Annotated in this window: 9 protein-coding genes and 1 pseudogene; 7 read left to right on the forward strand and 3 right to left on the reverse strand. The window is 68.9% G+C overall.

Translation table 11 applies throughout. The features are described 5' to 3' along the window. Positions 1 to 51: 51 nt before the first annotated feature. Positions 52 to 216, forward strand: a complete 165-nt coding sequence (locus GTP41_RS27165; RefSeq protein WP_202419731.1) for a hypothetical protein — start codon at positions 52 to 54, stop codon at positions 214 to 216. Here the strand turns inward: GTP41_RS27165 and GTP41_RS13635 are convergent. From GTP41_RS13635 to GTP41_RS13645, 3 genes are all read right to left on the reverse strand, one after another. Beyond that, positions 205 to 3933, reverse strand: a complete 3729-nt coding sequence (locus tag GTP41_RS13635) for an AAA family ATPase (protein WP_161026109.1) — start codon at positions 3931 to 3933, stop codon at positions 205 to 207. The two genes, GTP41_RS27165 and GTP41_RS13635, sit on opposite strands and share 12 nt — an antisense overlap. Continuing rightward, positions 3930 to 5213 carry an exonuclease SbcCD subunit D C-terminal domain-containing protein gene (locus GTP41_RS13640; protein WP_161026110.1) on the reverse strand — a complete coding sequence of 428 codons (1284 nt, stop codon included), beginning with the start codon at positions 5211 to 5213 and terminating at the stop codon, positions 3930 to 3932. Before GTP41_RS13640 ends, GTP41_RS13635 begins: the two co-directional genes overlap by 4 nt. A 67-nt stretch (positions 5214 to 5280) precedes the next feature. Continuing rightward, positions 5281 to 7839: a sensor domain-containing diguanylate cyclase gene (locus tag GTP41_RS13645; protein WP_229502844.1), complete on the reverse strand. Its 2559-nt coding sequence runs from the start codon at positions 7837 to 7839 to the stop codon at positions 5281 to 5283. On the opposite strand from GTP41_RS13645, the gene GTP41_RS27170 reads away from it, so the two are divergent. The 6 genes and pseudogenes from GTP41_RS27170 to GTP41_RS13670 form a co-directional block, all read left to right on the forward strand. Beyond that, positions 7838 to 8056 (forward strand): hypothetical protein, encoded by a 219-nt coding sequence (locus GTP41_RS27170; protein ID WP_202419736.1) that lies wholly within the window; start codon positions 7838 to 7840, stop codon positions 8054 to 8056. The genes GTP41_RS13645 and GTP41_RS27170 overlap by 2 nt on opposite strands. A 47-nt stretch (positions 8057 to 8103) precedes the next feature. Then, a complete protein-coding gene (locus GTP41_RS13650) occupies positions 8104 to 9336 on the forward strand; it encodes a winged helix-turn-helix domain-containing protein (protein WP_161026111.1) in 1233 nt (410 codons plus the stop codon). Then, positions 9333 to 10325, forward strand: coding sequence for a DUF2804 domain-containing protein (locus tag GTP41_RS13655; protein ID WP_161026112.1), 993 nt, complete (start codon positions 9333 to 9335; stop codon positions 10323 to 10325). The genes GTP41_RS13650 and GTP41_RS13655 overlap by 4 nt, the downstream gene beginning before the upstream one ends. Before the next feature lie 12 nt (positions 10326 to 10337). After that, entirely contained in the window at positions 10338 to 12710 is a 2373-nt protein-coding gene (locus tag GTP41_RS13660; RefSeq protein WP_161026113.1) for a bifunctional acetate--CoA ligase family protein/GNAT family N-acetyltransferase, read from the forward strand. Between the two features lie 190 nt (positions 12711 to 12900). After that, on the forward strand, positions 12901 to 13488 hold the full coding sequence (locus GTP41_RS13665) for a hemerythrin domain-containing protein (protein WP_371867354.1): 588 nt from the start codon (positions 12901 to 12903) through the stop codon (positions 13486 to 13488). A 79-nt stretch (positions 13489 to 13567) separates the two neighbouring features. Then, positions 13568 to 14308 (forward strand): annotated as a pseudogene (locus GTP41_RS13670) (DUF349 domain-containing protein); the annotation flags it as partial.

The following is a 14308-nucleotide window of genomic DNA, read 5'->3' on the forward strand; positions in this document are numbered from 1 at the left end:
CGGCCGGCGCCGGCGTTGAAGGGGTGACCGTCACCCCGATGGAGGTTTACGATGGAACAGCCCAAGCAACCAAGCAAGGAAGCCGTGCGCCACTGGATGCAATCGCGCCAGGAGGAGCGCCGCCCGTTGCCCGACCCGCAGCAGATCCGCCGCGAGCTGGGTTGGGAGATGGCGCGCGCCGAGCAGGACGAGCGCGCCTGGCGCCTAGCTGACTGAGATTGCGCTGCTGCCGTTGGCGGCGGGCTGCACCACGATACGGGTGGCGATGCGCTCGGTCATTTCCTGCACGTGGGAGATGACGCCGACTTTTCTTCCCATGGCCTGCAAGCCGTCCAGCGCGTCCATGGCGACGCGCAGGGTTTCCGCATCCAGGCTGCCGAAGCCTTCGTCGATGAACAGCGATTCCACGCGCACGCGGTTGGAAGAGAGCGAGGCCAGGCCGAGCGCCATGGCCAGCGACACCAGGAAGGATTCGCCGCCGGACAGCGAGTGCACGGAGCGCTTCTCATCACCCATGTGCAGGTCGCGCACCAGCAGCCCGAGCGAGGGCTGGAGCGGGTTGGCGATGCGTTCCAGCTGGTAGCGCGGCGCCAGCTGCGCCAGGTGGGCGTTGGCGTAGCCGAGTAGCACGTCCAGGGTGAATTGCTGGGCGTAGTTGCGGAATTTCTTGCCGTCGGCGGAGCCGATCAATTCACTGAGCTGGGCCCAGCGGCGTTCCGTTTCCTGCTGGCTGGCGATGTCGGCCAGCAGGCCCTGCGCGGCCTTGCGGCGGGCGTCGTCCTGCGCCAGCTGCAGTTTCAGGGCGGCGGCCTGGTCGTGCGCTTGTTGGCGCTCCTCCTGGGCTGTTTGCAGCGCCTGTTCGATATCGGCGGCACCGCGCTGGTCGCCGGGGGCGGCGCTGGCCAGGTGTTGCGCGTGCTGGTCGGCGCGTTCGGCGTGCACCGCCTTGGCGGAGGCCAGGGCTTGCGCCATCGCTTGCAGCGCCGTGCGTTCGTCGCGGATGGCTTGCTGCGGGTGGGCGAGCAGGGCGCGCAGGGCGTCCATGCTGTCGATGCCGGGGGCGTGGCCTTCGGCCAGCCAGGCTTGCAGGCGGGCCTCGGCTAGTGCGGCGGCGCTTTGCAGCGCGGCCAGGCGTTGGCGGCCTTGCGCCAGGGCTTCGTCGGCGCGGGTGCGTTGCTGGGCCGCTTGCTGGGCCGACTCCTGGCGCGCCTGCAGCGCGCTGCGGGTTTGTTCGATGGCGTTGCGCAGGCCGGCTTCGACTTCGCGCACGGGGCGGCCTTGCCACAGGGCCTGGCGTTCGGCTTGGGCGGCGGCCAGCGCGGCTTGCGCGGCGGCGCTTGCCACTTGGGCGTTGCGGGCTTCGGTGTTGCTGCGTTCCTGGGCCGCGCGCAGGGTTTGCAGTTCGGTGGCGAGGGCGGCGAGGGCGTTGGAACGTTCGTCGCAGGCCTGGCGCTGCGCCTGCCATTGCTTGCTTTCGCGGCTGCGCTGCTCGTGGAATCGGGCCGGGCCTGCTTTCCATTCGTCCTGCCAGCCGCTGCCGCCTTGCGGTGCGTCGAGCTGGTCGAGCAGGGCGGCGATTTGCAGGGCGGTGTCGATGCGTTGCGCTTCCAGGGCCTGCTGCTGGGCGGTGGATTGGGCCAGGGCGGTTTGCGCGGCGGCCAGGGCTTGCTGGTGGCGCTGGCATTCGGCGGCGGCTTGCTCGCAGGCGGTTTGCGCGACTTCGCGCGCGCGGCTGGCGCGGCGCTGGGTTTGCTCCTGGGCTTCCAGCGCGCGCAGGGCGCTTTGCAGGGCGCTATCCTGCGCTGCCAGCCAGGCCGGGATGTCGTCGCCGGCGTCGTCGGTGGTGAACAGGGCGCTGCTGCGGGCCTGCCAGCGCGCTTGGGCACTGGCGAGGGCAGTGGCGATGCCGTGCTGCTCGGCGGCGAGGGCGGTGAGCTGTTCGACGCTCGATTGCCAGCGCGCCTGCTGCTCGGCTTCGTATTTCATATTGCGCTGCAGCTTGTCGCGGCAGTCGTGTACTTCGGCCTGGAGCTGGGCCAGCATGGTTTGCAGCGGGCCGTCCTCGTGGCGGTAGGGGTGCTCGCGGGCGCCGCACACCGGGCAGGGGGCGTCGTCCTGCAGCGCGGCGCGCAGCTCTTCCACGCTTTCGCCGGTGGCCGCTTCGGCCAGCTTCAGCGCGCGTTCGGCCTGGGTGGAGGCGGCGACCAGGGCCAGGTTGGCCTGGCGCGCGGCGCCGGCTTCCTGCTCGGCGCTGTCGCGCGCGGCCTGCTGGGCGGCGCTGCGCGCGGCCAGCGTCTGCTGGCGTTCGGTGAGTTGCGCCAGTTCCTGCCAGGCGGCGCCGGCGTCGGCCAACTGCGCGCGGCGCTGGTCGAGTTGCTGGCGCTGGACGGCCAGGGCTTCGGCGTCGATGCCGGCCAGGGCGGCGCCGGCCTGCGCGCGCTGGGCCTCGGCCTGGCGCAGGCGCTCGGCGGCCGCTTCCAGGCCGCTGCGGGCATGTGCTTCGTCCTGGCGCTGGCGCGCGGTGGCTTCCTGCACCGCCGCCAGCGACTGGGATTGCTGCTCGGCGCGCGCGGCCTGCTCGCGTGCCTGGGTGAACAGCACGTCGCAACGCGGCCAGTCGCGGGCCAGCGCGGCCCAGTGTTCGTGGGCGGCGAGCCACTGCTGGCCTGCCTCCTGCTCGCGCGCCAGTGTTTGCTGCTGCTCGTCCCTGGCGCGCAGGGTCGCCAGGGCGGCGGCGTCGGCCTGGGCGGCGCTGTCGCGCGCGGCGGCCGCCTGGCTGAAGGCTGCTTGCAACGCTAACAGGCGCGTGTCGAGCACCTTGGCCTGGTCGAGCTGGGGCGCGGCAGCCTGCTGCGCGCTTTCCGCCGCGCCGGCGGCGGCAAGGGCTTGCTGCACGTCGCCGTTCAAGACTTCCAGCGCGAGGCGGGTGCGTTCGGCTTCCTGTTCGGCTACGGCGAGCGCCGCTTGGGCGGCGCTGCGTTCGGCGGCCAGGCGCACGATATCATCATTGAGCGCGCGCGCCGGCTGCACCGCGTCGAGCTGGGCCAGCGTGGCGCGGCGCGTTTCGGCGGCATCGGATTCGGCCTGTTTTTGCTGGCAGGCTTCCTGCGCTTGTTGCACGGCAGCGGCCAGGCGGGCGGCTTGCTGGTGCCAGCGCAGGTCGGCCTCCAAGGCGGCGACACGCTGCGCCGCTGCTTCCAGCGCGGCGTCGGCCGCTTGCGCCTGGGCGGCGACTTCGGCGCGCTGTTCGGGCGCCAGCGGCTGCTGGTTGGCCAGGCCGGCGGTCAGCGTTTTCAGGGCCAGTTCCTCGGCGCGCCAGCGTTCGAAGGCGCGCTTTGAAATGTCGCTGTAAATGCCGCTGCCGGTCAGCGTTTCGAGCAGGGTGCCGCGTTCATCGTCGGGGGCTTTCAGGAAGGCCGAGAACTCGTTCTGCGCCAGCAGCACGGCGCGCGTGAACTGTTCGAAGCTAAGGCCGATGCGCTGCGCGATTTCGGCCATGACTTCGGTCTTGGTGTGCCCCAGCGGCTGCAGGCCGGGCAGCTTTTGCAGCGACATGGCGCTCGGTTGCAGGGCGCCGGCGGCCTTGCTGCGGGCGCGCCAGACTTTCCAGCGGGCCCGGTAGGACAGGCCGTCGTTGCCGACGAAGTCGACTTCGGCCCAGCCTTCGGCGGCGCCGCGCCGCAGCAGGGTGCGCGGGTCTTGCGAGGAGACCGGGTCGCCGACATCGGGCGTCTTGCCAACCGCCTTGTGCAGGCGCGGGGTGTCGTCGTACAGGGCGAGGCAGAGCGCGTCCAGCAGGGTGCTCTTGCCGGCGCCCGTGGGGCCGCTGATGGCGAACAGGCCGGCGTCGGACAGCGGCTGGGCGGTGAAGTCGACCGAGAATTCGTCGGCCAGCGAGGCAAGGTTCTTGCCGGCGATGCGCAGGACCTTCATGGCTGCACCAGTTCCGCAAAGGCGGCTAGCTGGTCGGGCGGGGCGTCGCTGCCGTAGCGCTGCTGGTACAGGCGTTTGAAAATGTCGTCCGGCTGTAGCGTTGCCAGTTGGTCGAGCGAGATGGCGGCTTGTTCGAAGGAGGCGCGGGCGGCGCTGCTGGTTTCGATCTTGGCCAGGCGTACCGGCTTGCCTTCCAGGGCTTTCTCAATGCTGGCGCGCAGGCCGGGTTCGGGGGCGTTGAGCAGGATGCGCACTTCCAGCAAGGGTTGCTGCGCGAGCGGCGCGTCCGGCAGGTCGAGCGCTGCCAGGGCGGCGCTCACTTCTTCCAGCGGGGCGGGCTTGGCGGGAATGCGCAGCAATTGGACGGCGCGCGGGATCGGCAAGGCTGTGACGGTGCTGAGCTTCGGCCCGTCGAAGTCGATGCGCAGGACCTGGTGCGGGTAATTGGTCTCGGCGAACGAGAGCGGGATCGGGCTGCCGCAGTAGCGGATGTGGGCGTGCGGGCCGACTTGCTGCGCCAGGTGCAGGTGGCCGAGGGCGGCGTAGGCGATGGGGGCGGGGAAGATGCCGGCGGGGAGCATCTCGGTGCCGCCGATGACGATGCGGCGTTCGGAGTCGGCCGACATGGTGCCGTCCACCATGTGGCAGTGGCCCATGGCGACGATGGCCTGGCCGTCGGCGGCGCGCGCGGCGGCCAGCGCGATGGCCTGACGGTATAGCTCGGCGATGCCGGCCAGGTAGGGGTCGGGTTGCGGCGCGGGCGGGCTGGCGTCGCCGGCCGGCGTGTCGGCAGCGGAATCGGCGGATGGCGCGGGCGCTGCGGCGGGGCGCGGCACGTCGCCGTGGCGCAGGAAGGGGACGGCCAGCACCCAGGCAGCAACCTGGCCGTCCTTGCCGGTCAGCGGCACCAGCATGCGTTCCATGGCGATGGCGCCGTCGGCGTCGCGGTGCGGGTAGCCGATGACGGTGGTGCCGTGCGCTTCCAGCAGCGGTCCGGGAGCCTCCAGGCGGCCCGGCGAGTCGTGGTTGCCGGCGATGACCACGATATCGAGCTGCGGCGCGCGCGCGCGGGCCTGCTGCAGGAAGGTATACAACTGGCGCTGCGAGGCCGCTGACGGATTGGCGTTGTCAAAAATATCCCCCGCCACCAGCAAGGCATCCGCCTGCTCGGAGACGATGGTCTCCAGCAGCCAGTCGAGGAAGCACTGGTGCTCGTAGTGGCGGTCAAAATTATGCAGCGACTGGCCAAGGTGCCAGTCGGAAGTGTGCAGCAGGCGCATGGAATGTAAAGCTAGGCGTGGGAAGCGCAAATATAGCGCAAACAACACGCCCCTGTCTTGATCTGCGTCAGGCCGCGTTCGGGGAACGCAGCTCCGGCATCGGCGCGCCGCTGCGGAAGGTGTTGCGGCCGGCCTGCTTTGCCTCGTACAGCAGCAAGTCGGCCCGTTTCAGCAATTCCGCCGGGCTCACGTCCTCCGCCCGGTAGTACGTCAGGCCGATACTGGTGGAGACGTTGGCCAGCACGCCATCCAGTTCGAAGGTCTGCTGCATCGCATGCACGATCTTGGCGGCCGTGGTGGCTGCGTCTTCCGGCTTGGAGATGCGGTCCATGATGATGGTGAACTCGTCGCCGCCCAGGCGCGCCACCGTGTCGCTGGCGCGCACGGTGTTCGACAGGCGCGCCGAGAAAGCCTTGAGCAGGGCGTCGCCCACCGCATGGCCATAGGTGTCGTTGACCGGCTTGAAGCGGTCGATGTCGAGGTACATCACGGCCATCAGGCCGCCGCTTTCGCGGCAGGCGGCCATGCTTTCGTTCAGCTTTTGCAGGAAGCCGGCGCGGTTGGTCAGCCCGGTCAGGGCGTCGACCTGGGACAGGCGCAGCAAGCGCTGCTTCTCGCGCTTTTGCGCCGTCACGTCCTGCCGCATCACGTGGAAACCGACCACGGTGATGCCATCCTCGTCCAGCTGGGGGATGTAGACCACGTCGAAGGTGCGCGGGTAGTCGCCGCTTTCGTCCTCCTCCTCGAAGGTCAGGGTTTCGCCGCCCAGGGCGCGCGCGATATAGGGCTGCAGCACGGCATAGCGCTTCTCGCCCACCGTTTCCAGCACGGTGCGGCCGGTCACGTGCAGGCCGGTCTTGCTGAACTCGCGCTCGTAGGCCAGGTTGTGGAAGCGGTAGATCTCCTCGAAATCGATGTAGGCGATCATGGCCGGCAGGGTGTCGGCAATGGTGCGCAGGCGCGACTCGCTTTCGCGCAGCGCCATGACCGATTTGCGCACCAGGGTGATGTCGTCCAGCGTGCCGACATAGCCGCTTACCATATTGTCGACCACGATCGGCGCCACCTTGATCGAGGTCCAGACGATCTTGCCGTCCGGGTGCACGCAGCGCAGCGTTTCCTGGAAAGCCTGCTGCGTCTGGTTCAGGTGGCGCAGCGAGGCAAGCAGCATGTTGCGGTCGTTCGGATGCACCGCCTGCAGCCAGCCGTCGCCCAGGGCCTGCTCGCGCGGCATGCCGGTGATGGCCTCGAAGGTGCGGTTGACATAGCTGCATTTGCCGTCCGCGTCGGCGCGCACCAGGCCAAGCGGAGAGGCGTCGTTGACCGCCTGGAGCTCGGCCTGGTTCTGGCGCACCGCCAGCTCCGAGCGTTTGCGCTCCGTGATGTTGCGCGCGGTGACGGCGACGCCGTCCTCGATCGCCACGATCTGGTGGCGCAGCCACATATGTTCGCCGAAGACGGTGGACTCGAACTCCTCCTCCAGCGGTTCCCCGGTACGCAGCACCCCCAGGCATTTGTCGAACAGTCCCTCGCTGTGCCATCGCGGCAGCATGTCGCCCATGCGCTTGCCCAACGCGTCATCGGAGGCGTAGCCCAGGATGCGCGCGCCGCGCTCGTTCACGTCCACCAGCGTGAAGTCCATGATCTCGCCGCCGCCGCCCCCTTTTCTGCACGCCTTGATCAGGAACAGGGCATCCAGGCTGGCGTCCACCGCCGCGTGCAGCTTTTCGCGCGCCTCGGTCGACTCGCGTATGCTTTCGCGCAGGCGCCGCGCCTGGCGCGTGAGCAGGAAGGAGAACGCCAGCACCACGACGGAAACGACGGCCGTCACCAGGTAGTAGAGGCGCCGCTGGGTATAGAACTTGGCCAGCGCATGCGCCTTGGCGTCGCCCACCACCGCCGTCAGCGAGTAGCGCGGCATGTCGCGGAAGCCGTAGATGCGGTCGATCTTGTCGACCGGCGTCTTGAGCAGCAGTTCCTCGGGCAGGTTGATCGGGTCGGCCGGCGCCACGTAGTCGATACTGTCGCTGATGAACACCTTTTCGTCGATGCGACCGGTGGCCAGCGCCGTGTCGCGGCTGATCAGCATGACCAGTCCGCCTTCCTTCACGTGCATGCGGTCGTAGTCCTCCACGAAATAGACAGGGTCGATCATCAGCACGATGGCGCCGGCGAACTTGCCGGCCTTGTCGTCCAGGCGGCGCGCAATCTGGATTTGCCACTTCTTGGTTAGCGGGTCAACCATCGGGTTGGTTACAAGCGCGGCATCGCCGGCCGTGGTGGCCAGTGTTTTGAAATAGGCCTGGTTGGCGGCGTTGGCCGGGAACAGGCCGTGCAGGCTGTCCACCAGCTTGCCGTTGGCGTCGATCAGGGCGATCGGCAACTGCAGGCGCGATGGCATGACTGAATCGAGCAGGCCGCCGCGCTTGACGAATTCCGGCAGGCGCAGCTTGCCGTCGGTTTCCTCGAACTTGAGTTTGAACAGCTGGGTCGCGTGGTCGGCCTGGCGCAGCAGGTGGCCGGAATGCTCGGCCAGCGTGCGCGCCAGCGAATGGCTATGCTGCACGGCGTCGTAGTGGGCGCTTTCCGCTTCCTCTTTTAATTGATAGAAAACGTCGGCCCACATGATCACCAATAAGACCAGGGTGAAAGATGGCAGCAGTATCATGCGGTACAACCTGCGCATGACCTGGCGGGCAGGGGAAGCGGGGGTCGTCAATTGTCCTGGTCCGAATAAGGGGGCACCAGCGTATTCTGCACTCAATCCCGGCGCGCCGGGCAAAAAAATCTGGGGCCTGCTGCTTTGCGGCGACCATCCTTCGCAAAATGCCAAGAAATACTGACAATAAGCTATTAGAATAGCCGTTCCCCCGTCACAGGAAACCGAGTCTTGACCGAATTGACCTTCAGCCTGGCCGCGGCGCGCGCGCTGCACCTCGCGGCCCAGGGCCTGCTGCAGCCGCGCCGGCGCAAGGCGCAGAAGGCGGACGTGCTGGACGCCATCCGCTGCATGGGCGTGCTGCAGATCGACACCATCCACGTGGTGGCGCGCAGCCCCTACCTGGTGCTGTGGAGCCGCCTGGGCGACTACCCCCAGCCCTGGCTGGAGGAGCACCTGGCCGAAGGTGCGCTGTTCGAGTACTGGGCGCACGAGGCCTGCTTCGTGCCGGTGGAAGATTACCGCCTGCTGCGCCATCGCATGGTCGATCCCGGCGCCATGGGCTGGAAGTACTCCGAGAAGTGGATGCGCGATCGGCGCGCCGACGTTGAGCGCGTGCTGGAACATATCCGCAGCCATGGGCCGGTGCGCTCGGCCGATTTCGAGCGCACCGACGGCAAAGGCGGCGGCTGGTGGGAATGGAAGCCGGAGAAGCGCTCGCTCGAAGTGCTGTTCACCGCCGGTGAACTGATGATCGCGCGCCGCCACAACTTCCAGCGCGTGTACGACCTGGCCGAGCGCGTGCTGCCGGGCTGGCATGACAGCCAGATGCCGGCCATGGAGGAGACGCGGCGCGAGCTGGCGCTGAAAACCGTGCGCGCCCTGGGCCTGGCGCGCAGCGCCTGGGTGGCCGACTATTACCGCAGCAAGCCGCCGCGGCCGGACCTGGAAGCGCTGGCCGGGGCGGGCGCGCTGCTGCGCGCCCGCGTGCAGGGCTGGCAGGACCCGGTCTACATCCATCCCGACCTGGGCGAGCTGGCGCGGGCCGCCGCCGACGGCGCCTTGAGGCCCACGGCGACCACCATCCTGTCGCCGTTCGACCCGGTGGTATGGGACCGCCGCCGCGCCCTGGAACTGTTCGGTTTCGACTACCGGCTGGAGTGCTACACCCCGGCCGACAAGCGCCGTTACGGCTATTTCACCCTGCCCATCCTGCGCCGCGGCGCGCTGGTGGGCCGCATCGACGCCAAGGCGCACCGTGGCGCCGGCGTATTTGAACTGAAGAACGTGGCGCTGGAACCGGGCGTGCGCGCCACGGACCGTTTCGTGCGCGACGTGGCCGGCGCCATCCAGCGCCTGGCCAACTGGCATGGCTGCCCGCGCGTGCAGGCCGCCGCCAGCGAACCGCCCGGCTTTGCCGCCACGCTGCAAGCCGAACTGGATGAACAAGGAGTAGAACAATGACATTGCCAGGCGCACCCGCCCGCGTCGTCGGCAGCGACGGCGTGCCGCAACTGGGCCGCTTTGCCGGCGCCGCGCAAGCCTTCGACTGGCACCTGCTGGCCGGCGAGTACGCGCGCGGCGCCTTGTGGCGCCGCTTCCATCACAAGAAATGGCACTACGTGTCGCTGGTCTCGGAGCAGGTGATGGCCGCCGTCGCCATCGTCGACCTGGGCTGGACCAGCACCTGCTTTGCCTACGTCTTCGACCGCAATGACAGCGACATGATGGCCAACTTCTCGCAGGACGGCTTGCCCGGCCGGCTCTCGGCCAGCGTGGGCGAGCATGCCGGCGCGGCGAGCTGGTTCCGCACGCGCGCCACCCAGATCCGCATCGAGCCGCTGCCCGGCGGGCGCTACCAGCTCACGCTGCGCTGCCCCTACATGGAAATCGAGGCCGAGTTCGGCCCGCCGGGCGCGCCGCTGCTGCTGGCCACCGGCGCGGTGCAAGGCGGGGCGCTGCACGGCACGCAGAAGTCGCCCGGCATGCCGCTCAGCGGCGAAGTGCGCACCTTCCGCGACGCCTATACGCTGGACGGCGGCGTGGCCAGTTTCGACTATTCGAACGGCTTGCTGGCGCGCGAAACGGCGTGGCGCTGGGCCTCGGCGCACAACCTGGAGCTGGGCTTCAACCTGCAGGCCGGCTACTTCGGCAGCAACGAGAACGCGCTCTGGATCGACGGCGAAGTGGTACCGTTAGGGCCGGCGCACTTCATTTTCGACCCGAAGGACCCGATGCAGCGCTGGCACATCTTCACCGAGGACGACCAGCTGGAACTGTTCTTCACGCCAGATGGCGCGCGCAAGCAGGACCGCAAGCTGCTGGTGGCGGCCAGCCGCTATATCCAGCCGGTCGGCTACTTCAGCGGCTGGGTGCGGCGCGCGCCGGACGCGCCGAAACGCATCGTCACGCAATTGCCGGGCGTGACGGAAGACCACTACTCGCGCTGGTAAGGAGGAAGGCCGATGAGCATCCGGAATATGGACAGCCTGTTCAACCCTGGCTCGGTGGCCATTTTCGGCGCCTCGCTGCGGCCCGACCGCATGGGCACCCAGGTCCTGAACAATATGGCCGAAAGCGGCTTTGCCGGCGCCATCTGGCCGGTCAATCCCAAGTACGACAAGCTGCTCGGCATACCCTGCTACGCGCGCCTGTCGGCCCTGCCGCGCGCGCCCGACCTGGCCATCATCTGCACCCCGCCCGACACGGTGGCCGAACTGATCGCCGACCTGGGCGCGCGCGGCACGCGCGGCGCCATCATCCTGACCCCGGTCAGCGACAGCATCCGCCAGCAGCTCATGCGCGCCGCGCGGCCGCACCTGCTGCGCATCCTGGGGCCGGGCGGCATCGGCCTGGTGGCGCCGCTGGCCGGCCTGAACGCCAGCGCCGCCCACGCCGGCGCCAAGCCGGGCAAGACCGCCTTTATTGCGCAGTCGTCCGCCGTGATGACGGCCGTGCTGGACTGGGCGCGCCAGCACGGCATCGGCTTTTCGCGCGTGGTGTCGCTGGTGGCGGGCGGCGATATCGACCTGGGCGACATGCTGGACTACCTGGCCGCCGACGACGACACGACGGCCATCGTCATGCACATCGAAACGGTGAGCTGCGCCCGCAAATTCATTTCGGCGGCGCGCCTGGCCGCGCGCAGCAAGCCGGTGGTGGTGCTGAAGGCCGGCCGCAGCGGCGACGACAAGGTGTACGACGCCGTGATCCGGCGCGCCGGCATGCTGCGCGTGTACTCCTCGTCCGACCTGTTCGACGCGGTGGAAACGGTGGCGCGCGCGCGGCCCACGCGCGGCACGCGCCTGGCCATCATGAGTAACGGCAGCGGCACCGGCCAGCTGGCGGCGGACGCCTTGCAGTATGTGCACGGCAAGCTGGCGCAATTCTCGCCGGAGACCGGCAAGCGCCTGCGCAGCGAGCTGCCGGCCGGGCTGCTGCCGGTCAATCCGATCGACATCGGCGGCGAAGCCAGCGCCGAGCGCCACGTTGCCGTGGCCAGCGCCTTGCTGGCCGACCCGGACGCCGACGCGCTGCTGCTGGTGCACGCGCCCTCGTCGGCCGCGGCCAGCACCGGCGTGGCGCAGGCCCTGGCGCCGCTGCTGCAGCAAAGCGGGCGCAGCGTGCTGTCCTGCTGGCTGGGCGGCGCCGCCGTGGCCGGCGCGCGCCAGGTCTTTGCCGACGCCGGCCTGCCCACGTACGACACGCCGGAAAAAGCGGTGCGCGCCTACAGCCAGGTGGTGCAATACGCGCGCAACCAGGCCTTGCTGATCGAGGTGCCGGGCCAGGTGCCGGCCCACTCGGTGCCCGAGCGCCAGGCCGCGCGCCAGGTGGTGGAAGCGGCGCGCGCCGCCGGCCATGCGGAACTGGCGCCGGCCGACCTGGCCGCGCTGCTGGCCGCTTACGGCCTGCCGCTGGCGCCCGCCGGCGCCGGGGTGGTGCGCCCGGACACGCAGCAGCTGCGCATCGGCATGCAGCTCGATCCCGTCTTCGGCCCCGCCATCAGCGTCGGGCTGGGCGGCAGCGCGGGGCGCGTGGTGGACGACCGCGCGGTCGGCCTGCCGCCGCTTAACACCGTGCTGGCGCGCGACATGCTGCGGCGCACCGGCGTCGGCCGCGCCCTGGTGGCCGAGCGCGACATCCTGTGCGGCGCCCTGGTGCACGTGGCCGAGCTGGTGGCCGATATCGGCGAAATCGCCGCGCTGGAAATCGACCCCGTTACGGTGGTCGACGGCGTGCTGCAGGTGCACGGCGCGCGCGCCGCGCTCGGCCCGCGCCGGCCGGAAAGCAGCATGGCGATCCGCCCCTACCCGCAGGAGCTGGAGCAGGAAATCGCGTGGCAGGGCGCGCCGCTGGTGCTGCGCCCGATCCGCCCGGAAGACGCGCCGGCCCACGTGCGCTTCTTCAGCCGCCTGGCGCCGGACGATGTGCGCCTGCGCTTCTTCTCCGCCATGAAGGAATTGCCGCCGACCCAGCTGGCGCGCCTGACCCAGATCGACTACGACCGCGCCATGGCCTTCATCGCCACCCGCACCGGCGCCGACGGCTTGCCGGAAACGCTGGGCGTGGTGCGGGCGGTGGCCGACCCGGACAACCAAAAAGCCGAGTTCGCCATCATTGTGCGTTCCGATTTGAAAGGGAAAGGATTGGGAAATATCCTGTTCCAGAAATTGCTTGACTATTTCCGCAGCCGGGGGACGCGGGAAATCACGGGCGAGGCCTTGTCGGAGAATATCGGAATGCAACAACTTATGCGCAGATTTGGCGGAACCGTGACGCCGTCGCGCGAAGCTGGTATGGTAGATCTTCGCCTTGCGCTGCATTCGAAAAACTCCTAAATTGGGGAATGCGTCGTGACGTTACATTGATGAATGTCAAGGCGTTCTGGTTGGGCTTATTTACACTTGTACTTCCGTTTCCGCGTAGCGAACTTTGGGAGCAAGAATGTTAACGGCCACATACACATTAGTTGCGCTATCCGTTGAACAGGCTAACGTGCGCCTTAGCCTGCTGTCGTTTCAAAAATACGTGCAATCGACGCTGCTGCGCCAGCAGCGCCTGACGCTGTCCCAGCTCGAATACGCGTGCGAAACCCTGGAGCGCCTGTACCAGGCCTGCCACTGGCGCAAGATCGAGCTGTACCTGATTCCCGCCCTGCAAAACGCCACCGAACAAGCCAACCAGCTGCTCGACGAGCTGAGTCGCCTGAACCAGGCGGCGCTGGCCGTGATCCGCCGCCTGCAAGGCGAACTGGACCAGGCGAACGAGACCAGCGAGCGCCAGGTGGCCGACGTGTGCGCGTCGATTGAAACTTTTTGCACGGTGCTGTTGCAGCGCCTGGAAAAGGAAGAGAAGGAGCTGTTCGCCATCGCCCGCAGCACCATTGGCGGCGAGGCATGGTTTGATATCGCGAATAAATTCCTGGCGCACGATGCCCAGGTGGTGGAAGCGCGCCGCACGCCCGCTGTCGCCGAGAAAGACAGGAAAGCCTTGTCCCAGGCCCGCCAGGTGCATGCCTCCCTGCGGGACGAAGACGCGGTCGCAGTTCCTGTGCCGAAGCTGCGCTACCACCGGCGCACGCGTTCGGCCCATCGCGCCGCTGCAGGCACGGCCTGACATGCCGTGGCTGCATTCGCCGCCCCGGGTGGGCGGCGCTGCGCTATGATGGTGGTTTTGATCCATTCATAGCCCAACTATGTTTGAGTTCCTTTTCAAGCAACAGGCCAGCCAGGCCAGCGTTGCCGGGCAGTCGAGTGCCGGCGGATCGCAGGCACCGCTTGGCACTCCTGCCGAACGCCGCGCGGCGCAAGCCGAGCTGGCCCGCAATATGGCGGGCGACGAGGCCGCGGCGGTCGAGCTTATCCTCAACAGCGAGTTTGCCGACGTGCGGCTGGCCGCAGCCGAGCACGTCGTGTCGCAGGAGGCCCTGGAGAAAGTCCAGCACGCCGTGCGCAATTCGGACCGGCGCGTCGCCAAGCTCATGCAGGGGCGGCTGGACGCCATCCGCCACACCCAGGCCGAGCAGAAACAGGCCGCTACCTGCATTGCCATGGCGCAGCGATTGTTGGCTGATGAAAAGTTGACGCCGAACCAGGTGGCCGACCTGGACCGGCAATGGAAGGTGATCGATGCCGCGCCCGGCGCCGCCGCCGAGTTCGCCCACGTGCGCAATGCCCTGGGCGAGCGGCTGGAAGCGCAAGTGGCCCTGCAGCGCGCCATGATCGACGCGCTGGCCGTGCTGCGCCAGCAGCCCGATGCCGCCACCTTCGAACGCCTGGCCGCCGAGCATGCCGCCCACCTGGCCGCTCCCGAGCGCGCTTCGCTGCCGCGCCATTTGCTGAACGATTTCGACGCCGCGCTGGCCGCCGGACGCGCTGCGCAGCAAGCCAGCGCCGCGCGCGCCCAGCCCGCGCCCGCCGCCGCCACTCCGGCCGGC

It is taken from the genome of Pseudoduganella guangdongensis (assembly GCF_009857475.1).
GTDB classification, from domain to species: Bacteria; Pseudomonadota; Gammaproteobacteria; order Burkholderiales; family Burkholderiaceae_D; genus Rugamonas; species Rugamonas guangdongensis.